Below are 24,940 nucleotides of genomic sequence, written 5' to 3'. Positions count from 1 at the left end.
AGAATAAAACGCATTTATTAAAGGAGTTCACCATGCAAACCAAGACCTTGCATAAAAGATTGGATCAAAAACAGGAAAATTTGAAATCTCTATTGGATATGCAAGATGATGTAGTTTTTAAAGAGGTGTTCATTCCCGGTTATGAATCCACCGGTTTATTTGTTTTTGTCAATGGAACGATGGATTATCCTGCATTTAATGAAATCGTTCTGGATTTATCAGCTGCCCAGGTTGAAACCAATCACCCGATTTCGATCGAGCAGCTGGTCTTATCCAAAATCTGTCCTGTCAGAGAACAAGATATAGAAACCTATGAAAAAGCCAAGGAGTACATTTTTGATGGAAAAACGCTTTTATTTATAGATGGAATCGTGACAGGTTATGTCTTGAATCTTGAAAAAGAAAAAATTCGCGCTCTTAGTGAGCCATCGACAGAGAGGGTTGTCCGTGGACCGAAGATCGGGTTTATCGAAAGCCTGCAGGAAAATATCGGCTTAATTAGGCAGTATTCAAGTCATCCGAGTCTAATCGTTAAACAGCATAAAATTGGGACGATGGAAAAGCGAGAAGTTGCATTGATCTATTACGAGGGTAAAGCAAGCGATTCCTTGATAAAAGAAGTCAACCAGCGGGTCAATGAAGTAAAAGCAACCGATCTTCAAGACTCGGGTATGCTTGAGGAGCTAATTGAAGATACGGCGTTTTCACCATTCCCGCAAATCCAGAACACGGAGCGTCCGGATAAAGTACTGGCAGCACTGCAGGAGGGCAGGGTGGTCATCATGATGGACGGTTCGCCATTTGCATTGATGGCACCGACGACAATCACGATGTTGCTGCAGTCTCCGGATGATTATTATGAAAGATGGGTAGCAGGCTCTTTTTTGCGTGCCCTCCGTTACTTTTCATTATTTGTCACCGTATTTCTTTCAGGAATATATATTTCATTAGTTTCGTTCAACCCAGGATTGCTGCCGACAGAGCTTGCTATGACCATAGCAGGTACAAGGGAAAACGTTCCTTTTCCGCCTTTTGTTGAAGCGATCATCATGGAATTGACGATTGAACTGCTTCGCGAAGCAGGTATTCGTCTTCCATCTCCCATCGGGCAGACGGTTGGGTTGGTTGGTGGGGTCATAATCGGCCAAGCAGCTGTTCAAGCGAATATTGTGAGTTCCCTCATGGTCATCATCGTTTCGATCACGACGATTACCTCATTTACCGTCCCGCAATATAGCTTCGGTCTTGCTTTCAGGGCATTAAGGTTTGGCGCGATGATTTTTTCCGCCGTACTAGGTCTATACGGAACCACTTTATTCTTTATCATCGTGATCAGCCATTTGTCAAAATTGACTAGCTTTCAAGAACCTTATTTTCAACCAATGGATTTCATTGGTAAAAAGACTTGGAAGGACGCGTTCTTCAGGTTACCGAAGCGGAAAAAAGGAGGTAACATCCTTGAGTCAAGCGGACGGCAAAATTCTTAGTGGAGAATTGGCTGCAATCATTTCTTGCAGCATGTTAGGTGTTGGGATGCTGACGCTGCCAAGGACGATAACTGAAAAAATTAATTCGTCCGATGGATGGATTGTCTTAATTTTTAATGGGGTCTTAATTAGCCTTTTCATATGTTTATTGATTGTCATGTTAAAGAAACATCAAGTTACTAACTATTACGCATACATGGAGGAGGCATTTGGAAAGTGGCTCTATAAAATGGTTGGATTGATCGTTGTGGTGTACTTTACTGGTGTGGCAAGTTTTGAAGTGCTTGCAATGGGTGAAATGGTTCGTTTTTATTTATTGGAGGAAACGCCGGTTGAAATCGTGATACTTACCATGATTTTAGCGACTGTGCATCTTTTGACAGGCAAAATAAAAGCCATAGCAAAAGTGTGCGTCTTCTTTCTTCCACTGACAATTGTCATCGTTTTACTTATTTACTTGCTTAGTATAAAGGTAATCGATATAAAAAATCTGCAGCCTGTCCTTGGCAAAGGATTCCTCCCTGTGATGAAGGGAATGGGCTCTGGGACTTTATCTTTTTTTGGGATTGAACTGTTCATCTTTATGTTTGGCACAGTTAAAAATAAAAATAAGGTAAAGAGTGGAGTTTTAATCGGGTTTTTCATTCCTGTCATTTTATATGTGATTACATATGTTCTGGTTGTGGCTACACTGACTGTGCCCGAAGTTAAATCTGTTACTTGGCCGACGATTTCTTTTGTTCAGTCGTATGAAGTAAAAGGGATATTTATAGAGCGTTTAGAGCTATTTCTCTTAATCACATGGATTCTTCAGTTTTTTTGTACACATGCGATTTACTATTACTTCGCAGCAGAAGGTCTGACTGAAATTTTCAACAATTCCTATACAACGAACCTTATTGTTCTGGTTCCGCTCGTTTTTTTTCTAGCCAAAATCCCTAAAAATACAATCGAGATTTTTACATTTAGCGATATACTGGGTTATATTTTTCCCTTTATATTAATCGGGTTGCCAATTATTACTTTCATCATTGTTCAATTGAAAAGGAGTAGAAGAAGCGGATGAAAAGACTATGGTTGATTTTGCTTATTCCATTGCTTTCAAGCTGTTGGGACAGTCATAATATTGAAGAATTATCCCTTGTGGTGGGAATGGGAATCGATAAAAGTAAAAAGAAAAACGAAATCATGTTAACAGAGCAAATTCTCGTACCTCCAGGAAATAGCTTGCAGGAAAACCAAGCTCAATTAAAATATAAAAATGTCACCGTCAGTGCCAAAACTCTGCACGAGGCAATAAGGGATTCCTTGCTCATCACCAATACAGTTTTAACCAATCACCAGCGTATATTACTCATTAATGAAGATGTATTAAGGAAAATCCCCATGGAAGCAATCATAAATCAATCTATACGCGATAACAATACAAGAAGAAGTTGTCTTGTTTATTTAACAAAGAGGCCGACAAGGGAGATTTTGGGGTTAGCCGACTATGGGGAGATCCCTTCGAATGTAATATATGAATTGAAAGATAATGTGAAGCGAACGAATAAAATCCTTCCTCCTTTAACACTGGGCAATGCTTCATCAAGTTTGCAGTCAGATGGAAGCTTTGCCATTCAGGGCGTTGAAATTAAAGGTAAGAAATTAATATTGGAGGGCGCAGGAGTGATTAACAATTCAAAATTGGTCGGAGTCATGAATAATGAGGATATAGCTTCTTTAAATTGGTTGAACGGAGAGGTGAAAGGAGGAATAATCGAAGCGGTACATCACGGTAATCCTTTCAGTGTCGAAGTGATTAAACGGACAAAGAGAAAAGTCACGACAGAATTGAATGGCGATCATTTGACGATCAACGTCAAAGTCGGTTACACAACAAGGCTTTCGGAAGATTGGTATGGTAAAGAAAATTCATTCAAAAAAAGCTATTTAAAAGATGCTGAGCGTGTTGCCGAGGATAAAGTGGAGGAGGACGTTGAGGAAATCGTTTGGAAATTACAGCATAAATATAAAACGGGAGTAGCAGGATTGTATCGTTATGTGGAAAATCAGCATCCAAAGTTTTGGGAGAAAAATAAGAACAAATGGGACGAAATTTTCAGTAATGCCGATATAAATTATCAGGTGGACCTAAGGATCATAGACTTTGGCTCAAAAGGAGGGGTAAAGTGAATAGGCATGTTCAAAAAATTACATTCCAAATGATGAGATAAATCTTCTGAATGAAAAACCTTCCGAATGGGAAGGTTTTTTTGTCACGGTTCTTTAATTGATTTAAAACTTCAAAGAAAAGGTACCTTCATTTTATCCATGCTCATCGAATGTTCTTGGAAGATTCGTCACTTCATGTGCAACCCTGATGCCGGATTGAATGGCTCCTTCAATCCATGCTGGTACGGTTGAAGTATGCTCGCCAGCGAAGTGGACCCTTCCTTCAGGGGTTGGGATGTATGGAAACAGGTCCGTTTCCTGACCAGGTTTAAACATGGAGAAAGCGCCATATGCATACTGATTCAGTGTCCAGCTATAAGAAGCTCCTGATAAAAAGTGATCATACACTTGTTTTCCATGGACCTTTGCCAAATTTTTCAACGCGTGTTGTAAACGATCATTTTCTGGAAGTATATCCCATAAAGTGGCGTCATCTTCCCATGTATAACTTGCTAAGATGAGACCGGATTCACTCTGGTTGCTCGTTTGGCTGGGATAATAAGAAAATCTAATGGGTAAATCGGTCGTCAATTTACCTCCGAAGATTCCTTCCTTTTCCCAAAACCTATGTGTGAACTGAAGTCCAATTTTTGTGGACGCAGCATAATGGAGTTCTCTTATTGCCTTCCACTTATTATGGGAAAAGGAATTCCGGGGTTCAATATCTATAAATTGCAGCAATTGAAGAGGGATAGTCACGATGGCAAGGTCACCGGTGACCGTTAAGGGTCTTCTGCTTTGAGTATGTTTGGAATGGATGGTTACTTGATTATCATGTTGAATGATCTTTGTCACTTCATATCTGAAGTTTAGATGATCCTTCAATTCAGGTAGAAAAGCATATGGAAGCCTGTCGTTGCCTCCTTCGATTGAGTAAAAATTTGTCTCTGGATTAAAGATTGGCATTAGCTCCCGAAGTAAGGCAGGAAAAGAAAGTTCAGGGAATCCTTCTATACCCAATAAAACTTTAATGCTTTCAAGCGCGCCCGATGATAGACTCACCCCTACTGGATTGTACTGCAAAAAGAAACTCATGGAGTATTTGTCAAATTCATTAATGACGATCTTCCAATTATTAATGGGGTCTTGATTGATAAAGTCAGTTACAGGCTTAATTGCCATGTTGAGTAATTCCTCAGCTGTTTTTCCTCTTTCATGGGGAGCTACAGGGTACCTCAGTATATCCGGGTTCCGTTGATAGATGGCAGCGGTCGTCTTGATTCCATTGGCATAAATGGGATCATTAGGAGTGGTGTTCACAAAAGTGTTGACTCGTAAACCATACTTCTTGATATATTCAGCCACTAAGTAATGATAATTCGGAATGCGCATGGCACCGGCTTCAAGGTAGGAACCTTCTGAAAATGGCTCCCGTATGGTCAATACACGTCCTCCGACCCTCCCGGTTGCTTCCAATATCGTTACATCGTGCCCCGCTTGTTTTAAAAGGGATGCTGCAACCAACCCAGACATGCCGGCACCAATGATTATGATTTTTTTGGGGATTTGGGAAGGTCCAAGGCCGTATCTGATCGCAGTCAGCATTTGATCGGGTGAAAGCGAATTTCTGAAAAAGGACAAAGTGTTTTCTCCTCTCTGGGTTACACTTTCCTATTTGGGATTTACGCTATCATATTCCTAATGGGTCTCCATTTATGAAGGATCTTCAATAAATTGTCATGATTGATTATGGCTATCATATTCCACTATGTTTATCCTTTATGTGGAATACTCAGTTATTAGATAATTTAAAAGTGCAGGAAATGAATAATCTGATTCGTGGTTAAAAGATGATCAAGCAATAAAGAAAGTGGATATTAAATACCTGTGGCATCAAGCGTTGCAAGGAAGTTTTTCAAAAATGATTAAATTCATTGTTTCGAATTTCAATAATGTATTTTCAATCTTTGTCTTTTGAAACCAAAAGCTAATCGGCATAACAATGGGTGAAGTTTTCACAGAAAGTTATTTATTTTACGTTTAGAGTTCGAAACTGGGAAAGCAAGCTGTACATTCTCGGAACACTAGGCTAATTGGCCGATCGTGTTTTAAGGATAAAAAGCTCAAAATTTTATCATAATATAACCATATATAAAAGTTTACAAGGGTGATTTCAGGTCCCATGTTTTAGGAGGACGGGTTTATAGAAGCAAAATATTGCAGAGAATCAAGGGTGATAAGAACAAGTCGTATATTTCCAAATGATGTGAACAATCATAATACATTATTTGGCGGCCGATTAATGAGTGACGTCGATCAAGTAGCATCGATTTCTGCAGCACGTCATAGTCGCAGCGAATGTGTAACTGCTTCAACAGATTCAGTTGACTTTTTACATCCCATTCGGACAACAGATTCAGTTTGTTTTATATCTTATGTCGCATGGACAGGCACATCTTCAATGGAGGTATTTGTGAAAATTATTGCTGAAGATTTAAAAAGCAGTGAACGCAGAATTGCAGCGACTGCTCTATTAACATTTGTTGCACTTGATGAACATAAACGTCCAACACGTGTTCCAAAAGTTATTCCGGAGACAGAAGAAGAAAAAAAATTACATGAAACGGCATTAGATCGAGCCAGGATGCGTAGTCAGAGAAAACAAAAAAGCAAAGATGTGGCTACGTTTTTAAATGTAGATTATCCTTAACTTTCATATAGAAACTTATAACCTATGAGTGCAAAGAAGGCAAGAGGCAATCCTTATCAATATCGATCAAGTCAAAAACCGGACAATAAGCAAAGGACATATTAAATTTACTAAGTTAGAACCAGTCTATTATAAAAAAAGTAATTCAAAAGTTAGGATATAACATTGAAATGTACAGTTACTGAAATAACTTTTTCGAATCCATACTGTACGAATTCTTGTTCGAATGGGTGATGGTTCAGTAACAGTGTTCACCGGCTATCGTTCTCAACAAAATGAATAGTTGGACCTACAAGGGACGAGTTCGTTTTCATCCAGAAGTAACTGCTTTATCCATGTGGATGAGTATAAAATGTGGGATTTTTGATCTTCCTTCTGGTAGAGAAAAAGGCGTAAATAGGAAAAATATTCTTGAAATTGGGCAAAAGTCAATGCAGGCCGGAATACACACATAGACTACTATATAGTAGGGTATGTGTGTATTTTTATGTGAAGGAAATATAAACTGAATAAACAGTTCTTTAGAGAATTTTGAAGAATTCGCAGTTTAGCAGCAGTGGTACAAGAATCAAGAATTGTTCAACAGTGCGAAAGTTATCGCTGGTGGTTCAGGCAAGCCAAAAGGTTTGGACGGAGACTTCTATGTGAAATCTACTATTTTTGCTGATGTAATGAACGAAATGACGATCTAACAAGAAGGAATCTTTCGACCGGTCTTCGTTACGATGTAGTTTGACAGTGTCAAAGAAGCAATTAAGATTGCAATCGGCACACCGTATTAATTGGTAGCCTAGGCGGGGAAATATAGAAGGTACAAGCAGTTAACTCGGTTAAGAAGCATCAACCGAAGTAAAATTATCCTAATAATAACCTCGATAGAATACTCAATAAACAAACATCAAAAAAAATCAATAAGTAAAATTCTGACCTTCTGTAAAACCTATGAAAACTTAGATTGTGGAATATTATTAAATATTTTCCTTTCCAGCGGAGATACTACCAAGAGACAAAGCTTAGAAAGGAAGACAGTATGGATCATATACAAATGGCCCGTGCGATGTTCGGGACGAATATGGCTGTACATATCATATTTGCAACGATTGGCGTCGGATTGCCGATGATGATGTTGGCTGCGGAATTGATGTATCAAAGGACTAAGGATTTACAGTATGTGGTCATGGCCAAACGCTGGACCAAAACATTAGGAGTGTTACTTGGGGTTGGTATCCCGACTGGTACGATTGCGGGTGTGCAACTTTCCCTATTATGGCCTGGATTCATGGAAGTGATTGGACGTGTCATGGCGCTTCCGTTCCAAATCGAGATTTATGCATTCATGGTTGAAGCATTGTTCATGTCCATCTACGTGTACGCTGCTGAAAAAATCAAGCCATGGGCCCGTATCGTGAGTTTATTTTTTGTTGCATTCGGAGCGATGGCTTCAGCTGTTTTGATATCAAATGTCCATGCTTTCGAGGGTACACCTGCTGGGTTCAGGTTTGAAAATGGGGAAATAGTCGATGTTGATCCTTGGGCGGCATTCTTTAACCCTAGCTTCTTAGTGACAGCAGGACATACGGCACTGACTGCTTATACAACAGGCGCATTTGTCGTAGCGGCAGTTGCAGCCTATAAGATGTTAAAGAACAAATATGGCACTACTGAATATAATTTTCACCAAAAAGCACTGAAGCTCAGTATCGTTTTAGGTTTGGTTTTTTCTTTTTTGACGGCACTCAACGGCCATGCGACAACCCAGCATTTATATAGGGAACAGCCCGAGAAATTGGCGGCCGCTGAAGGCTTGTTCGAAACGAAGGATCATGCAGGTCTGACCTTATTCGGTTATACAGATAGGGAAGCCCAGGAAGTGAAGTATGGGATTGAATTTCCATGGGTTTTAAGCTTCTTATCAGGTAACAGTTTCGATACGGTCGTAACCGGTTTGAACGATTTTCCAGAAGAGTATTGGCCGCCGCTTTATGTCCATATCTTATTCAACGCCATGGTCATCATTGGTTCAGGTTTAATTGCATTAGCCTTGTTTGCATTGGTATGGAATAAGTGGCTGAAGAAGGAGTACCCGAGATGGGTTCTCTGGCTGTTTGTTGCTGCAGGTCCGCTTTCGGTGATATCGATTGAATGCGGTTGGATTTTTGCTTGTACAGGCAGGCAGCCATGGACGATATACAGGATGCTTTCCACAGCGGATTCAGTAACTTCGTATGAAAATCTTGGTTTTTTATTCTCGATGTTCATTCTTGTCTATTTCATTTTATGCGTATCTGTCGTGTTTACACTTTTATATTATTTTAAACGTCATTCTGTGATGGATGATATTTATAAAGCCGAACAGAAAGATGTGAGGCTTTTCGATTCGAACTCATAAAAGGGGGGAAGGTCAATGAGTGATGCTCTTCTTGCAATAACACTGGTCTGGGGCTTTATTTTTCTTTATGCCATCATGGCTTCTATGGATTTTGGCGCTGGCTTCTGGGCCATGACTTACATTAAGAAGGAAGAAACGAATGCTACGAAGATAGCGAACAGCTATTTATCACCAACGTGGGAAGTGACTAATACCTTTGTCGTTGGTCTTGTTATTGCGATTTATAGTTTATTCCCAGGTGCAGTTTTTCCGATTGGAGTAGCCTTGATCGTTCCAGCGAGCCTTATTTTGGTGCTTCTTTGCATTAGGAGTGCGTTCTTGGTTTTTTCACATAGCGTAGATAAATATGAAAAAGTGCTAACGTATATATCAGGATTAACGGGATTGATCATACCCGGGCTATTAATCAGCGTATTGCCAATCACACACCTTGGATTTGTCGAAGGCGTGAGAGGAAATGAAGAATTGAATCTTTCTAAACTATTCACGAGTCCTAATGAGTATGCATTTGTGGGGTTCGGAATTATGAGCACGCTTTTTTTATCATCATTGCTACTGTCTGATTACTCCAAACAGGCTGATGAAATGAAAGCATACAAAATATACCGCAGGGATGCGATGATAACCGGACCGCTCATGTTAGTCATGGCACTGATGGTGATGTTCACATTAAAAAATGAAGCGAATTGGCTCTACGAAGGGATGATGAAAAACTCAGCATTGTTACTCGTTTCGCTAATCTTTTTTATCATTAGCGGGGTAGCTTTGTATCTTCCCTATTTTTCTAAGCGGGAGGTCAAAGGAATGCCTCGCCTCGCCGTAATCGCGATCATCATTCAGTATTTAATCGGCAGCTATGTTTACGGACTCGCTCATTTACCCTATATCATTTATCCAAATGTCACGATCCTTTCAGGGTTTACCGACCCGACATCATTCCGGGCAGTTTTTGCCACATATATCGTCGGTTTTGCGATATTAGTTCCAGGTTTCTATTATTTCTGGTCCATATTCATGAAAGATCAGCGTCGAAAGTTCAAACGGCGGCAAATGACAAATTAGTCCATCTTGGAAAAGAGAGGTTATCATTATGAAAAAGTTAGATCTGCTAAAATATGCGGTTTTAGTCATCTCACTCTTTTTGAGCTATCAAGCAGTTGAGGCACATGATAAAAATTTTCAAGTTGATGGCACATATATTTCCACAAAAAGAGATGTAACAGGTGATCAGAAAATAGACATCATCCAGGTTCAAGGACTGCCATATGAGATAGGAAGCAAGTTTCTGAAAAAAATTGAATTGAGCGTTGAAAGCAATCGCCGTACAATCAGCGTCCCGCTGGATGCAGGTTATAATCCTGATTTAAAGGTTGCGGACTTGAATAAGGATGGGATTCAGGACGTATTGGTCACGGTTTTGATGGCAGGCAAGGATCGTTTGATTACCAGTTACGCCTATACGTTCAAAGATGGGAAAGTGCAGGAACTGGAAGTACCGCCACCTGTCCCTGTAATGGCCCAATTTCTTGACGGTTACAAAGCAGAAATCATAATTGAAGGACAAAATCCTGTGGTGATAGATGTCAGGTCTAGAAAACAAACGTATGATGAATTGGGCATTTACCACGATGGAAAGCTAAATGAACCAACCGAGCTTTTGGTTGATCCATACTCAACGCTTGACATCAAGTCCATTTTGGGCAAAGGAAAGGGGCTCATGGGGATCCAACATGTAAAAGGATCCGATGAACGTGATCCGATATTGGAGATTAAATCGGTATGGACTTATGACAAGGGCTGGCAGCTAGTAAAAGCCAATGTCATGCCAGTCAAGGCAAAAAAGAATGAATAGGCAATGAGCATGGTAAAAAGGATAGGACTTTAGTTTAACCCATTGCCTATCCTTCCGTTCTATTGTGGTGACAGCTCTTGGTCATGGGGGCTGTTTTTCTTTTGTATTTAAAAATTGACAATTTTTAAATATTTGGTAAAATTTAAATAAATCCAGTTAACTACATAACCATACTCTTTATGTCGTTAAATGTAAGCGGATACAAAAGGGGGTGCAGTCTTACGGAGTTAAAAGAAAAAATAATTGAAACATCGTTGACGCTCTTCGATCAGCATGGTTTTCATGGTGTCTCCGTTAACGAAATCGTTAAGGCATGCGGAACTAGCAAGGGTGGTTTTTATCACCATTTCTCTTCCAAAGATGAACTCTTATTTGTCATCCATGATTATTTTATTACATATGTTTTAATAAAAGCACAGGAAGCCATTTCTGAAAGTACCCATCCGACAGAAAAAATGCAAAAAATCATTCAATCATTCGTTAAAGTTTTTGACCTCTATAAACCACACATCTCAGTTTTCTATCAAGAAAGCATTTACTTAAAACCACCTTATGTTGAAGCAATCAAAAAAAAGCGTCAAATGTATAAAGAAATCATTTTTTCCGTCATCAAAGAAGGCATTGACAAGGGAATATTCCGCAGCGAATTGCCGGTGGAAATTACCGGCATGTCCATTCTGGGCATGGTGAACTGGTCCTACAAATGGTACAAAAGGGACGGTGGAAAAACGATCGATGAAATCGGTGATATATACGTAGATTTAATTCTGAATGCCCTATTGACAGATAAACAAAAAGAAGCGGAAATCACCTAGCCATTTTTACTGAAGAACCAATTGGCTGTGGATTAAACAGTAAAACTTGGTTTGTACAGACCAACTAGTCGGTCTCAATCGAAAGGGGAATGAACATATGGATTTTTCACTTACTAAAGAACAGCAGATGATTAAAGAAATGGTTAGGGAATTTGCAGAAAAGGAAATTAAACCCATTGCGATAGAGTTAGATGCAAAGTCGATGTTTGCGGAGGATGTATTCAAAAAAATGGGGAAACTCGGATTGCTAGGAATTCCGTTTCCTGAAGAATATGGCGGTTCGGGCGGAGATACGATATCGTATGCAATTGCCGTTGAAGAGGTTGGCAAAGCGTGCGGGGGAACCGGCTTAAGTTATGCAGCAGCCGTTTCGCTCGGAGCAAGTCCCATTTACTATTTCGGAACCGAGGAACAGAAACAAAAATATTTGGTTCCCATCACGACCGGTGAAACACTGGCAGCTTTCGGATTGACAGAACCTAATGCGGGTTCGGATGCGGGCGGTACGAAAACGAGTGCGGTATTAGAAGGTGATGAATATGTGATAAATGGTGAGAAAACATGGATAACCAATGCCAGCTATTCAAGAACCATCACTGTTACTGCTGTTTCGGGTAAAGATTCCAATGGCAAGAACATTATCTCGGCATTCATCGTGCCAACGGATACCAAAGGGCTGACCATCAATAGCAATTATGAAAAAATGGGTGTTCGCGCTTCCAATACGTGTGAAATCATCCTTGATAATGTCCGAGTGCCAAAGGAAAATTTATTGGGTGATCCAGACAAAGGATTTAAACAGTTTTTATTCACGTTGGATGGTGGAAGGATATCAATTGCCGCTTTGGCCGTCGGCATAGCACAGGCAGCCTTTGATAAGGCTTTAGCTTTTTCAAAAGAGCGCGTTCAATTTGGTAAATCCATTTCAAGTTTCCAGGCGATTCAATTCAAACTTGCTGACATGGCCATGGAAATTGAATTGGCAAGGAATATGGTATATAAGGCTGCATGGTTAAAAGACAATAAAAAACCCTTTGCAAAGGAAGCGGCATACGCCAAGCTTTTTGCAAGTGAGACCGCGTTCCGCGCAAGCAATCAAGCGATTCAAATACATGGCGGTTCTGGTTATATGCGGGAATATGAAGTGGAACGCTATTTAAGAGATGCAAAGTTATTGGAAATTGGGGAAGGCACATCCGAGATTCAAAGAATCGTGATCGCCAGACAATTAGGCTGTTAATTTTTTGGAACGCAAATGAACAATAATACATTGTTTCATTTACTGGAAAGGCAGATGTTATCTATACAGCAAAAAGCGTTCACTCTTACTTTTATTTGATAGGAGGAGTTTGATGTCTGATTTGCTAGATGTTACGATCGGAAAACTGCTTGAAAAGACTGCTGAACAATACGGGGATAATGAAGCGGTGGTTTACCATGAACTTGGACTTCGCCATACGTACAGCGAATTTGAAAAGATTTGCCGACAGGCGGCCCGGGGGTTCATGTCACTTGATATTAAAAAAGGGGAACATATCGCTATTTGGGCGTCCAATAAACCTGAATGGCTTATATCCCAATTTTCCACCGCGAAAATGGGCGGGGTTCTGGTTACGGTCAATACTAATTACCGTTCAAGTGAACTGGAATATCTGCTTAAGCAGTCGGATTCGACGACGATCATCCTGATGGAACAATACAAGGATCATTCCTATATAGATACGCTGTATGAAATTGTCCCTGAATTGAAAACTGCAAAACCTGGAAAATTACAATCTGAGAAACTGCCAAAATTGAAAAATATCATCGTTTTAGGCAAAACACGTTACCCTGGCACGTTTTCGTGGGATGAAGTCATTAGCGGGAGCGCATCCGTTTCAGAGGAGTCATTGGACATGAGGATGGGGGAATTAGCATCCGGTGATGTGATTAATATGCAATACACATCAGGGACGACAGGATTTCCAAAAGGTGTGATGTTGACTCATTCTAACTTGGTCAACAACGGATTGAACGTCGCTGAATGCATGAAGCTTACGAAGGATGATCGGCTTTGCATCCCCGTTCCCATGTTTCATTGTTTCGGCTGTTCCCTTGGTACGATGGCCTCTGTTTCCGTTGGGGCCACAATGGTGCCCATCGTGGAATTTAATCCTCGTACTGTCCTTCAGGCCGTTGAAGCAGAAAGATGTACGGCGCTACATGGTGTACCGACGATGTTCATCGCAGAACTTAATCTCGATGACTTCGACCAATATGATTTACGGTCTTTGAGGACAGGAATCATGGCAGGCTCCACATGTCCGATCGAAGTCATGAAAAGCGTGGTGAATAAGATGGGAATCTCTGAAATTACGATTACTTATGGTCAAACCGAATCTTCTCCGGGAATTACGATGACTAAAACGGATGACCCGATCGAGCTTCGGGTTTCCTCAGTGGGAAGGGCCCTGCCGAAGGTGGAAGTGAAAATTATCGATCCAGCTACTGGAGAAGAAGTTCCGCGCGGCAAACAGGGGGAACTCTGTTCAAGAGGATACCATGTAATGAAGGGATATTATAATAACCCGGAAGCTACGGAGCAGGCTATTGATCCTGAAGGCTGGCTTCACACGGGAGATTTAGCCGTGATGGATGAAAATGGCTATTGCAAGATTACAGGCCGGCTGAAAGATATGATCATACGTGGAGGGGAAAACATTTATCCGCGCGAAATAGAAGAATTCCTCTATCAGCATCCTGACATTCTCGATGTCCAGGTACTTGGGGTTCCCGATCAGAAGTATGGGGAAGCGGTAGCGGCATGGATCATATTGAAAGCAGGTGAAGCCCTGACGGAGAAAGAATTGATAGAGTATTGCAAAGGGAAAATATCTTTTCATAAAATTCCCCGATACATTCAATTTACCGATGCTTATCCAATGACGGCATCCGGAAAAATTCAAAAGTATAAGCTGCGGGAACAAACGCTTGACCTACTGACGGAACGTACTAAATAAGGAGGATATCGAATGATTCGAAAAATTCTTATCGCAAACAGAGGAGAAATAGCATCACGTATTATCCGAACTTGTAAGAAGTTGGGAATACTTACGGTCGCCGTCCATTCCGATGCAGATTCGGATTCGCCATTTGTGGGATTAGCAGATGAGGCATATTTATTGGGAGGCCCGAGAGTTCAGGAGAGCTATTTAAACGTCGAGAAGATTTTAGAAATTGCTAAAGAAGCAGGCGTGGAGGCCATTCATCCTGGATACGGATTTCTTAGTGAAAATGCAAATTTCGCGCGTTCATGCGAAGAAGCCGGCTTGATATTCATCGGACCCAAACCAGAAGTCATCCAGCAGATGGGCAATAAAGTCGAGGCAAGGAAAAAGATGGAGCAAGCGGGACTTCCATTGGTTCCAGGATTTTCACGTCCATTAATCGATAGTGCAGAAGCGGCAGCCGTTGCCGAGAAGATTGGCTATCCAGTCATGTTGAAAGCAGCAGCCGGCGGCGGAGGGATCGGCATGCAGGCCGCGACTAATGAAGAAGAACTTTCCAAAGCCTTCGAAGGGAACCAAAAACGGGCCCAGCTGTTTTTTGGCAATGGAGATATGTTCATTGAAAAATTGATAGAAAAGCCTCGTCATATTGAAATACAGGTTTTAGCGGATTCCTTTGGGAACACTGTTTACTTATGGGAACGGGAATGCTCCGTTCAAAGGCGCCACCAAAAGGTCGTGGAAGAGGCTCCCTCTTCATTCCTGGACGAAGAAACAAGAAACAAAATGGGGTTGGCTGCCATCAAAGCAGTTAAGTCCATCGGATATAGCAATGCGGGTACACTTGAATTTTTAGTGGATGCGGATAAAAACTTTTATTTTCTTGAAATGAATACTCGCCTTCAGGTTGAGCATCCTGTCACCGAAGAAATTACAGGATTCGATTTGGTCGAACAGCAAATTAAAATTGCCTCGGGTAACAAACTGGAATTCACTCAAGCAGAGATCAATAGGGATGGACATTCGATAGAAGTACGAATATATGCTGAAGACCCGAAAACCTTTTATCCAGCACCGGGGAAAATCACCAGCATGAAACTTCCGGAAGGGGATGGGATCCGCCATGAATTGGCTGTTCATGGAACATCCGTCGTATCCCATTTTTATGACCCGATGATCGCCAAATTGGTAGTGAGCGGCGATTCGAGGGAAAAAGCAATCGAGAGGTTAAGAGAAGCGTTGGACAACTATATTATAGAAGGAATAAAAACTAACATTCCGCTTCTCAAGGAAATCATCTCACATGAAGCTTTTTCCCAAGGTGATACGACCACGGATTTCATTGACAAATATATTAAAAAATTGACTGTATAGACCTTGTTTAAAAACATTAATGATCAGGAGGAATATAAGATGACAGAATTAAAGGCAAGCATGGCAGGAAGCGTATGGAAAATCGTAGCAAATGAAGGGCAAAGTGTAACCGACGGACAGGATATCATTATTTTGGAATCGATGAAAATGGAAATCCCCATTGCCGCAGAGGAAGCGGGTACCATTAAAGAACTTAAAGTAAATGAGGGGGATTTTGTAAATGAGGGCGACGTATTGGCGGTCATTGAATAAAAGAACGGAGTGGTAAGATGATTTGGCCTGAAAATGTGACAATTAAGGAAGTGGGTCCGCGTGACGGGCTGCAAAATGAAAAGGTCATGATACCGGCACACAGCAAAATCGATTGGATCAATCAGCTCTCTGAAACAGGCCTATCTTATATAGAAGTGACTTCTTTTGTACATCCAAAGTGGATTCCACAATTGAGTGATTCCATAGAGGTGGCTAAGGGAATTAAGCGCAACCCCGATATCACTTATGCCGCACTAGTTCCCAATCAAAGGGGACTTGAGTCGGCTCTTGAGGCCAATATCGATGAAGTTTCAGTTTTCATGTCATCCAGTGAAACCCATAATCTTAAAAACATCAATAAATCGATTTCCGATACTCTTCCAGTAATGAAGGATGTCATCGGCTCAGCAGCAAAAAGCGGGAAAACGGTTAGGGGGTATGTTTCAACCGTTTTTGGCTGTCCCTATGAAGGGGAGGTTTCACCCGAACAGGTCTTCCGTGTTTGTGACCAACTTTTTGAATACGGAATCAATGAGGTCTCATTGGGTGATACCATAGGTGTTGCATCACCGAGACAGGTTGCCTTGTTCCTTGAACGGGCTGTTAAAAGATATGATATAAGCAAAATGGCCCTCCATTTTCATGATACAAGGGGCATGGCACTCGCCAATGTTCTCCAATCACTGGATTATGGAGTGGAGACTTTCGACTCTTCGCTCGGTGGTTTAGGAGGATGCCCATATGCTCCAGGTGCGAGCGGAAATGTGGCTACAGATGACCTGGTTCATATGCTTCATAATATGGGGATTCACACAGGCATCAATCAAGAAAAACTAATAAAGGCAGCATCAATGATACAAAGCTTTTTAGAGAAACCTTTGCCTAGCCATCAGATGGCTGTATATAACGCCCACTAATAGGAATGGAGGGGGAAGCTATGACTTCATTAGTTGAGATCAGTCATGATGAAAAGGGAATTGCCATCGTGACTTTGAATCGTCCGGATGCTGCTAATGCATTATCCACAGAATTGCTTCATTGCTTATTCGAAGGGCTGGATGAACTGAAGAATGAATCCAATTTGCGAACCGTCATTTTAACAGGGGCTGGGGAAAAGGCCTTTTGTGCTGGTGCGGATCTTAAGGAACGAGCAGGGATGAATGATGATAAGGTCAAGGAGACAGTCAAGCTGATTGGTGACACGATTACCGCTGTAGAAAACCTTCCAGTCCCAGTCATCGCAGCAATTAACGGCTCGGCTTTTGGCGGAGGATTGGAGTTGGCACTAGCTTGTGATATACGCATTGCATCGGAAACGGCAAAGGTGGGGCTGACAGAAACGGCATTAGGAATCATCCCAGGTGCAGGCGGTACTCAGCGCCTGCCGCGGATCGTCGGAGTTCCAACAGCGAAAGAACTGATTTTTACGGCTAGGAGACTGGAAGCAAAAACCGCACAGGCCTTGAATATCATCAGTCATGTGTATCCACCCCAACATTTACTTGAGGAAGCGAAAAAACTGGCTGGGGAAATTGCAGTCAATGCCCCATTAGCACTTAGGGCAGCAAAAGCTGCGATCAACCAAGGGGCAGATACGAACCTGAAAACCGGACTGCAAATTGAAAAAGACTGTTACCAGACAACGTTGCAAACCCGGGACCGACTAGAGGGTCTGTCAGCATTCAAGGAAAAGCGCAAGCCAGTATTTACGGGTCAATGATTTCAATTGAAGGAGGAACATGAATGGTAACGACGGATAAACTAACCGAAACGGTTGAAACGATTAAAAAAGGCGGTTTAGAAAAATACCATCAAAAAAATGCTGAAAAAGGAAAGCTCTTCGTACGTGAACGGCTAGAGCTGCTTTTTGATGAAGGGGTTGAAATTGAGGACGCTTTCTTTGCCAATTGTGCCAGTGATGGGCTTCCAGCAGATGGTGTCGTTACAGGCATCGGAAAAATCAACGGACAGAGAGTTTGTGTCATGGCCAATGATTCGACTGTAAAAGCTGGATCCTGGGGAGCAAGGACCGTCGAGAAAATCATTCGGATTCAGGAAACAGCTGATAAGCTACAGTTGCCACTTCTATATTTAGTCGATTCTGCAGGTGCTCGAATTACGGACCAAGTTGAGATGTTTCCAGGACGCCGTGGTGCAGGACGGATCTTCTACAACCAAGTGAAGTTATCTGGAAAAGTCCCGCAAATCTGTCTATTGTTCGGTCCGTCGGCAGCGGGAGGGGCATATATCCCTGCTTTTTGTGATATTGTCGTAATGGTTGATGGTAATGCATCCATGTATTTAGGTTCACCGAGAATGGCAGAAATGGTCATTGGCGAAAAGGTGACCGAAGAGGAAATGGGCGGGGCGAAAATGCATTGTTCTGTTTCGGGATGCGGAGATGTGCTTGTTAAGTCGGAAGAAGAATCCATCGCTTTTGCCCGCAGATACTTAAGCTATTTTCCAGGAAATTATCAAGAAAAGCCTAAAGCCACAAAACCTGAGCTGCCTGCTGAATTTGAAAAAACATTGGAAGAACTGATCCCGAAAAATCAGAATGCAGCCTTTAATATGTATGACCTGATCGACAGGATCATTGACAGGCAATCGTTTTGTGAGATCAAGAAGTTATTTGCCCCCGAATTAATTACCGGGCTTGCCCGGTTAAATGGACAAACGATAGGGATCATTGCCAATCAGCCGCGTGTCAAAGGCGGCGTCCTGTTCCATGATTCAGCTGATAAGGCAGCTAAGTTCATCAATTTATGTGATGCTTTCCATATACCGCTGTTGTTCCTAGTGGATATACCAGGATTCATGATTGGGACGAAGGTCGAACAGGCAGGGATCATTCGCCATGGTGCGAAAATGATTTCGGCGATGAGTGAAGCCACTGTTCCCAAGATTTCTGTCATTGTCCGAAAGGCTTATGGTGCTGGACTATACGCGATGGCTGGTCCCGCTTTTGAACCGGACTGCGTCCTTGCCTTACCGACGGCATTGATTGCGGTCATGGGGGCAGAAGCTGCGGTCAATGCAGTCTATGCCAATAAAATCAATGCAATGGAACCAGAGGAACGCCCTGCCTTCATCGAACAGAAACGTAATGAATATAATGAAGACATTGATATTTACCGGTTGGCCTCCGAAATGATAATTGATGGAATCATTCAGCCAAATGACCTGCGTGATGAATTATGCGCCCGATTTGAAGCTTATGGCAGTAAACAATTGACATTTACCGATCGTAAACACGGTGTCTATCCCGTCTAAAAATTCTAGAAACAAGCCCGGTCATCCTGACCGGGCTGTTTATCATGCGTAAAATAAATGATTTTTCTAATAATGAGAAAATTTTATTACTTTTAGAGTTGCTAAATCTTACAAGGAAGGGTACTATAATTAGTAATTAAAGATTTACTAATTACTCATTCCCATACTTAGTGAAAGAAAGTGAGCGTTGCCATGGTTCAGCAGGAAAAAAAGAAATATATTACTCCAGATGGATACACAGCAGACATTGCGATCTTTACTATTACTTCGCAGAAAACGGCAGAGAAAGCCCCACCTGAAATGTTTTTAAAGCTATTGTTAATCAAACGTGCGACGAATGATAAGGAAGGACGCCCAAATGTTGAAGGAGATAAATGGGCTTTGCCTGGAGGCTTTGTAAACGCCAGGGAGACTGCGTATGAAGCAGCTAAACGAGAATTAAAAGAAGAAACGGGTGTAGCTGGGTTCCATGTCAAACATTTTGGTGTTTATGACCGCCCAGGACGCGATCCCAGGGGTTGGATCATATCCAATGCTTTTTACGCCATTGTCCAGGAAGATTTTCTCAATCAAAGAAAAGCGAATGACGATGCAGCTGAGGTTGAATTGTTCACGATACAGGAAGCGTTACAATTAGAGCTTGCATTTGATCATTATACAATCATTAATGACGCGATGAACTTAATGAAAAAAGAAATGGTGCAAACGACGATAGCCCAAAAATTCCTGCCAGATGAGTTTACTCTGTCTGAACTGCAACGCGTATTGCTGACAGCTAGAGATGATGCGAAAATAAGCGCAGATTCACTTTTTTATGCAAAAGCCCCTAAACTTCCGTTCTTGGAGAAAGTCTTGGATGAAAAAGGGATGCAGAAGAAAACCAAACGTAATTCATATCGGCCTTCACAACTTTACCGGTTTAATGCAGAAGTTGTCATGGACTCTATTTATTATTAAGGGGGAATAGGTGAAATGGGTAAAAAGGCATTGATCAATATTGATTATACGTATGACTTCGTGGCAGACGGGGGTTCATTGTCCTGCGGGAAGCCAGGCCAGGATATTGAGAAGGCACTTGTCGGGATCACCAAGGAATTTATCAAGCAAGGGGATTATACTGTATTCGCCATTGATTTACATGAAAAAGGAGACCACCTTCATCCTGAATCGAATTTATTTCCTCCGCATAATATTAACGGTACTATGGGTAGGGACCTATATGGGATGTTAAAAGAAGAATATGAAACAAATAAAAATCAGAAGAATGTTCATTATATAGATAAAACGCGTTATTCGGCATTTGCAGGAACGGACCTTGATCTCCGACTAAGGGAACGTCACATTACCGATGTATATTTAGTCGGGGTTTGTACAGATATCTGTATTTTACATACGGCAATTGACGCCTACAATTTAGGCTATACTATTTTTATATATGAAAATGCGGTGGCCTCATTCAATGAAACCGGCCACGAATGGGCGCTTGGGCATTTTAAAGGATCTCTTGGAGCAACCATTCTATAAATATCCATACACGCAACAGAATAGAAGGGAGGCGAATGCTTCTCTTTTGGGAGGAACTATCCATGGAAAAAAAGTACAACGACGACAGTTACGCCTTACACACGGACCTATACCAAATCAATATGGCCCAAACTTATTGGCAAGATAAAACACATGACCGAAAGGCCGTTTTCGAGATATTTTTCAGAAAACTTCCATTTAACAGCGGATATGCGATTTTTGCGGGACTTGAAAAAATTGTCCATTACCTACAGAACTTTTGCTTCTCGGAAAGTGATATCGACTATTTAAAAACGGAATTGCATTACGATGAAGAATTTTTGGATTATTTGAAGAACATCCGTTTCACGGGAGCGATTCGCTGCATGAAAGAGGGGGAGCTTGTCTTTGGCAATGAACCGATATTACGGGTGGAGGCACCGCTGGGTGAGGCCCAACTAATAGAAACGGCATTGCTTAACATTGTGAACTATCACACACTCGTGGCAACGAAGGCTTCGCGCATCAAACAAGTCATCGGCGACGAATCAGCCCTTGAATTCGGTTCAAGACGAGCACAAGAAATGGATGCTGCAATTTGGGGAGCGAGGGCAGCCTATCTTGCAGGTTTTGATTCTACTAGTAATGTACGAGCTGGAAAGCTGTTCGGCATTCCGGTTTCAGGAACGCATGCCCATTCCATGATCCAAGCTTATAAAGATGAATATACGGCATTTCATAAATACGCAGTTTCACACAAAGAATGTGTCTTCTTAGTCGATACTTATGATACATTGCGTTCTGGCATTCCGAATGCAATCCGTGTTGCGAAGGAACTCGGCGATAAAATCAATTTCATTGGCGTCCGCCTTGATAGCGGCGACTTAGCTTACCTTTCGAAAGAAGCACGACGTATGCTGGATGCTGCAGGTTTCCATGATGCAAAGATTGTTGCCTCCAATGACCTAGATGAATATACGATCATCAACCTGAAGCAGCAAGGAGCAAGAATAGACATTTGGGGTATCGGAACAAAATTGATTACGGCTTATGATCAGCCAGCGCTAGGTGCTGTTTATAAAATGGTTTCAATCGAAGGTGAAGATGGGAATATGAGAGATACCATCAAAATTTCTTCTAATCCTGAAAAGGTTACGACACCTGGCTTAAAACGGGTATACCGAATCATCAATAAAGTGAACCACCATGCTGAAGGCGATTATTTAGCCATGGAATATGAAAAACCGCAGGAACAGGAAAAATTAAAAATGTTTCATCCTGTCCATACCTTTCTAAGTAAATTTGTCACGGATTTCGATGCGGTTGATTTGCATGAGAATATTTTCGAGGATGGCCGTTTAATCTATGAATTACCATCCATTGACGAAATCAAGGCCTTCACGAAAAAAAACCTTCAAGTATTATGGCCTGAATACCTTCGTGCACTTAATCCTGAAGAATATCCGGTAGACCTGAGCCAGGATTGTTGGGATAATAAAATGAGGAATATAGATGAAGTTAAAGCCAATGTAGAGAGAATGCTTACGAAATGACGAAGCTATTTCATTAGAAAGAGGGGCTATGCCAATGCGTCCATTACAAAAAGAAATCGTAAAAAAATTACTTGTCCAACCAACGATCGATCCTGAAATCGAATTCAGGAAAAGTGTCGATCTTTTAAAAGGGTATTTGAAGAAAAATACGTTTCTGAAAAGTTTTGTACTTGGAATATCTGGGGGGCAAGATTCAACACTGGCGGGTTATATTGCCCAAACGGCTGTCAATGAATTGAATGAAGAAACGAATGGCAGCGACTATAAGTTTGTGGCTGTAAGCTTGCCATATGGAGTACAGGCTGATGAAGAAGACAGGCAACTGGCTTTGAAATTCATCAAGCCAAGCCAAACGGTAACAGTCAACATCAAGGGTGCAGTGGATGCCTCAGTAAAGGCAGTGGAAGAAGCTGTGCCTGAAAAGCTATCGGATTTCTTAAAAGGAAATGTCAAAGCACGTGAGCGGATGAAGGTGCAATACGATTTAGCCGGACTATACAAAGGAGTCGTGCTTGGAACAGACCATGCAGCTGAAGCAATCACAGGTTTCTTTACGAAACATGGTGATGGTGCAGCGGATATCATCCCATTATACAGATTAAACAAAAGGCAAGGAAAGGAAATCCTGAAATTCGTCGGTGCTCCTGAGCGTCTTTATACGAAAATTCCAACTGCCGATTTAGAAGATGACAAACCTTTAATCCCTGATGAAGTTGCTTTAGGTGTTAGCTACGATGAAATCGATGATTACCTTGAAAGTAAGGAAATCAGAACGGAAGCTGCCGAAATCATCGAGGGTTGGTATACCAAAACCGAACATAAACGGAATGAAGCCATTAATGTTTATGATACTTGGTGGAAATAAAAGAAGCTGAGATAAGTAATCCCGCATCACAATAAGATGCGGGATTTTTTCAGGACCATAACTAGCACCATGACCAACGCATCATAAATGAAAATTTTTCCGGCAAAGGGGAAAACTAAATGTCTACTTTACATATGGATTTATCCAGGTGTATTAACGAAACCAGCAAGCAAATTGAATTCTCGGGAGTAATTGGTGTGAAAACGGGAGATGATCTGATCCATTGCTCAGCCCATGGCTATTCTAATCGCTCGGATGAAATGATGAATACGACTGAAACAAGGTTCGGAATTGCTTCTGGGTGTAAACTGTTTACCGCGATTGCGATTTGCCAGTTAATACAAAAAGGGAAACTTAGGTTTGATTCTCAGCTAAAAGACTGTCTTTCGATCGTGTTTCCTGATTTCCATCAAAATGTAACGATACATCACCTCTTAACACATACATCGGGTATTCCTGATTACTTTGATGAAAACGTGATGGAGGATTTTGAAGAGCTATGGCAGAAAAATCCGATGTACCATATAAAAAGATTAAAAGACTTCCTGCCGATGTTTCAAAATGACATGATGATGTTCGAACCCGGGGAACGATTCCATTATAATAATGCCGGCTATATTTTATTAGGATTGATTGTTGAGGAACTAACAGGACATGAATTTTCCGAATATATCAATAAGAATATTTTTCTGCCTTGTGAAATGAAAGATTCCGGTTACTTCTCCATGGACAAGCTTCCTAAAAACACGGCGCTGGGATACATTGACGATGAAAACGGAACATGGAGAACAAATGTTTATTCCCTTCCAATCAAAGGCGGTGCGGATGGAGGGGCATATATTACTGCATCAGATATGTTCAGGTTTTGGGAAGGGTTATTTTCCAATCAGTTACTGAATCAAGAATATACCAATCTTTTATTGAAACCCCATATTTCTACGGAAGATGAAGGGGAATACTACGGGTATGGTGTATGGATAAGTAAAAAAAATGACGAGATTTTCAAATATCATCTCATGGGGTATGACCCGGGTGTAAGCTTCAATTCTGCGGTATATCCGGAAAATCGTATCAAAACCGTCATTACTTCAAATGAAAGCATGGGTCCATACGATATTACCTGTGTGATAGAGAAGGAACTATAACAAAAAGGAACCTTTCGATAAGGAAAGGTTCCTTAATATGAGCATTTCTTGAACTCCGAGTTATCAGCTATCCTAATGGACATCGGTTCCAAAACCAGTCATGAAGACCGGATTGTCACAAAGCATGTTAAAGACTTGAAACCTCATTCCATATATATCGGGATTGATGCTTTTTTTGGTTCTAAAGTAGTAAACAAAGGATTTGTATATTTAAATATCTTAAAGTAGAGTATATTTAATATACATAATTCTAACGGGTATGATCCGATGGAGGTTCTTTTTACGTTATGAAAGCAAGATATGAACTCGCAAACATGAATTTAACACTAAGTAATGTAACTTTACGAAATGCAGCGGATAGCTATGTTCTCTTGAAAGCTGCAGATGATCAAAATAATGAAATCACAATTAAGCTTTCCCACGGTCAAGCAGAATTTCTAGAAGAGGAATTGCGGGAAGTGAATCGCCGTCGTAAGGAAAATAGTTCTGAAATATCCGGATATGATCAGGAACGTAATCATGACGACGATTCTTTTAATCTGTTTAGCATCGATTTATTTAATGAAAATGAACAGAAGTAA

Annotated in this window: 23 protein-coding genes; 22 read left to right on the top strand and 1 reads right to left on the bottom strand. The window is 41.2% G+C overall.

Annotation, left to right across the window (positions count from 1 at the left end; all coding sequences use genetic code 11):
• The first annotated feature begins 32 nt into the window (after positions 1-32).
• Genes LQ203_RS04930 through LQ203_RS04920 form a run of 3 tightly spaced genes read left to right on the top strand, consistent with a single transcriptional unit; the run spans position 33 to position 3,662 of the window.
• Positions 33-1,487: a spore germination protein gene (locus LQ203_RS04930; RefSeq protein ID WP_230156253.1), complete on the top strand. Its 1,455-nt coding sequence runs from the start codon at positions 33-35 to the stop codon at positions 1,485-1,487.
• Complete coding sequence (locus tag LQ203_RS04925) at positions 1,459-2,553, top strand: endospore germination permease (protein WP_230156252.1); 1,095 nt, start codon at positions 1,459-1,461, stop codon at positions 2,551-2,553. Before LQ203_RS04930 ends, LQ203_RS04925 begins: the two co-directional genes overlap by 29 nt.
• On the top strand, positions 2,550-3,662 hold the full coding sequence (locus tag LQ203_RS04920) for a Ger(x)C family spore germination protein (RefSeq protein WP_230156250.1): 1,113 nt from the start codon (positions 2,550-2,552) through the stop codon (positions 3,660-3,662). The genes LQ203_RS04925 and LQ203_RS04920 overlap by 4 nt, the downstream gene beginning before the upstream one ends.
• Before the next feature lie 132 nt (positions 3,663-3,794).
• On the opposite strand, the gene LQ203_RS04915 is transcribed toward LQ203_RS04920, so the two are convergent.
• Entirely contained in the window at positions 3,795-5,246 is a 1,452-nt protein-coding gene (locus LQ203_RS04915) for a flavin monoamine oxidase family protein (protein ID WP_230156710.1), read from the bottom strand.
• A gap of 598 nt (positions 5,247-5,844) precedes the next feature.
• Here LQ203_RS04915 and LQ203_RS04910 point away from each other — a divergent pair.
• The 19 genes from LQ203_RS04910 to LQ203_RS04820 all read left to right on the top strand — a co-directional run bounded on the left by LQ203_RS04910 (position 5,845) and on the right by LQ203_RS04820 (position 24,940).
• Positions 5,845-6,351 (top strand): acyl-CoA thioesterase, encoded by a 507-nt coding sequence (locus tag LQ203_RS04910; RefSeq protein WP_230156709.1) that lies wholly within the window; start codon positions 5,845-5,847, stop codon positions 6,349-6,351.
• A gap of 275 nt (positions 6,352-6,626) precedes the next feature.
• A complete protein-coding gene (locus LQ203_RS27650) occupies positions 6,627-6,806 on the top strand; it encodes a Glu/Leu/Phe/Val dehydrogenase dimerization domain-containing protein (protein WP_356713899.1) in 180 nt (59 codons plus the stop codon).
• 575 nt (positions 6,807-7,381) lie between these two features.
• Positions 7,382-8,740: a cytochrome ubiquinol oxidase subunit I gene (locus LQ203_RS04900; RefSeq protein WP_230156246.1), complete on the top strand. Its 1,359-nt coding sequence runs from the start codon at positions 7,382-7,384 to the stop codon at positions 8,738-8,740.
• A 15-nt stretch (positions 8,741-8,755) separates the two neighbouring features.
• Complete coding sequence (locus LQ203_RS04895) at positions 8,756-9,802, top strand: cytochrome d ubiquinol oxidase subunit II (protein ID WP_230156244.1); 1,047 nt, start codon at positions 8,756-8,758, stop codon at positions 9,800-9,802.
• Positions 9,803-9,830: 28 nt separating this feature from the next.
• Complete coding sequence (locus tag LQ203_RS04890; RefSeq protein WP_230156242.1) at positions 9,831-10,592, top strand: hypothetical protein; 762 nt, start codon at positions 9,831-9,833, stop codon at positions 10,590-10,592.
• A gap of 179 nt (positions 10,593-10,771) precedes the next feature.
• Positions 10,772-11,407, top strand: a complete 636-nt coding sequence (locus LQ203_RS04885) for a TetR/AcrR family transcriptional regulator (RefSeq protein WP_230156240.1) — start codon at positions 10,772-10,774, stop codon at positions 11,405-11,407.
• 97 nt (positions 11,408-11,504) lie between these two features.
• A complete protein-coding gene (locus tag LQ203_RS04880) occupies positions 11,505-12,647 on the top strand; it encodes an acyl-CoA dehydrogenase family protein (RefSeq protein WP_230156239.1) in 1,143 nt (380 codons plus the stop codon).
• A 112-nt stretch (positions 12,648-12,759) separates the two neighbouring features.
• A complete protein-coding gene (locus tag LQ203_RS04875; RefSeq protein WP_230156238.1) occupies positions 12,760-14,406 on the top strand; it encodes an AMP-binding protein in 1,647 nt (548 codons plus the stop codon).
• A gap of 12 nt (positions 14,407-14,418) precedes the next feature.
• On the top strand, positions 14,419-15,768 hold the full coding sequence (locus tag LQ203_RS04870; protein WP_230156237.1) for an acetyl-CoA carboxylase biotin carboxylase subunit: 1,350 nt from the start codon (positions 14,419-14,421) through the stop codon (positions 15,766-15,768).
• A 39-nt stretch (positions 15,769-15,807) separates the two neighbouring features.
• Positions 15,808-16,020: an acetyl-CoA carboxylase biotin carboxyl carrier protein subunit gene (locus LQ203_RS04865; RefSeq protein WP_101221971.1), complete on the top strand. Its 213-nt coding sequence runs from the start codon at positions 15,808-15,810 to the stop codon at positions 16,018-16,020.
• A gap of 17 nt (positions 16,021-16,037) precedes the next feature.
• Entirely contained in the window at positions 16,038-16,937 is a 900-nt protein-coding gene (locus LQ203_RS04860) for a hydroxymethylglutaryl-CoA lyase (RefSeq protein WP_230156235.1), read from the top strand.
• 20 nt (positions 16,938-16,957) lie between these two features.
• On the top strand, positions 16,958-17,740 hold the full coding sequence (locus LQ203_RS04855) for an enoyl-CoA hydratase (protein WP_230156233.1): 783 nt from the start codon (positions 16,958-16,960) through the stop codon (positions 17,738-17,740).
• 23 nt (positions 17,741-17,763) lie between these two features.
• The gene (locus LQ203_RS04850; RefSeq protein WP_230156231.1) at positions 17,764-19,293 is read left to right on the top strand and encodes an acyl-CoA carboxylase subunit beta; all 1,530 of its coding nucleotides are present in this window, start codon (positions 17,764-17,766) and stop codon (positions 19,291-19,293) included.
• Between the two features lie 192 nt (positions 19,294-19,485).
• Entirely contained in the window at positions 19,486-20,250 is a 765-nt protein-coding gene (locus tag LQ203_RS04845) for an NUDIX domain-containing protein (RefSeq protein ID WP_230156229.1), read from the top strand.
• A gap of 15 nt (positions 20,251-20,265) precedes the next feature.
• Positions 20,266-20,817 carry an isochorismatase family cysteine hydrolase gene (locus LQ203_RS04840; RefSeq protein ID WP_230156227.1) on the top strand — a complete coding sequence of 184 codons (552 nt, stop codon included), beginning with the start codon at positions 20,266-20,268 and terminating at the stop codon, positions 20,815-20,817.
• Positions 20,818-20,879: 62 nt separating this feature from the next.
• Positions 20,880-22,349 carry a nicotinate phosphoribosyltransferase gene (locus LQ203_RS04835; protein ID WP_230156225.1) on the top strand — a complete coding sequence of 490 codons (1,470 nt, stop codon included), beginning with the start codon at positions 20,880-20,882 and terminating at the stop codon, positions 22,347-22,349.
• A gap of 34 nt (positions 22,350-22,383) precedes the next feature.
• Positions 22,384-23,214 (top strand): ammonia-dependent NAD(+) synthetase, encoded by an 831-nt coding sequence (gene nadE, locus LQ203_RS04830; RefSeq protein WP_230156223.1) that lies wholly within the window; start codon positions 22,384-22,386, stop codon positions 23,212-23,214.
• A 119-nt stretch (positions 23,215-23,333) separates the two neighbouring features.
• Positions 23,334-24,359, top strand: coding sequence for a serine hydrolase (locus LQ203_RS04825; protein ID WP_230156221.1), 1,026 nt, complete (start codon positions 23,334-23,336; stop codon positions 24,357-24,359).
• A 287-nt stretch (positions 24,360-24,646) separates the two neighbouring features.
• Positions 24,647-24,940 (top strand): hypothetical protein, encoded by a 294-nt coding sequence (locus tag LQ203_RS04820; RefSeq protein ID WP_230156218.1) that lies wholly within the window; start codon positions 24,647-24,649, stop codon positions 24,938-24,940.

The sequence above is a fragment of the Peribacillus sp. Bi96 genome (genome assembly GCF_918698115.1).
GTDB lineage: Bacteria > Bacillota > Bacilli > Bacillales > DSM-1321 > Peribacillus.
The sequence above is the reverse complement of the archived record's forward strand: the minus strand, read 5'-3'. Positions and strand labels throughout refer to the sequence as shown.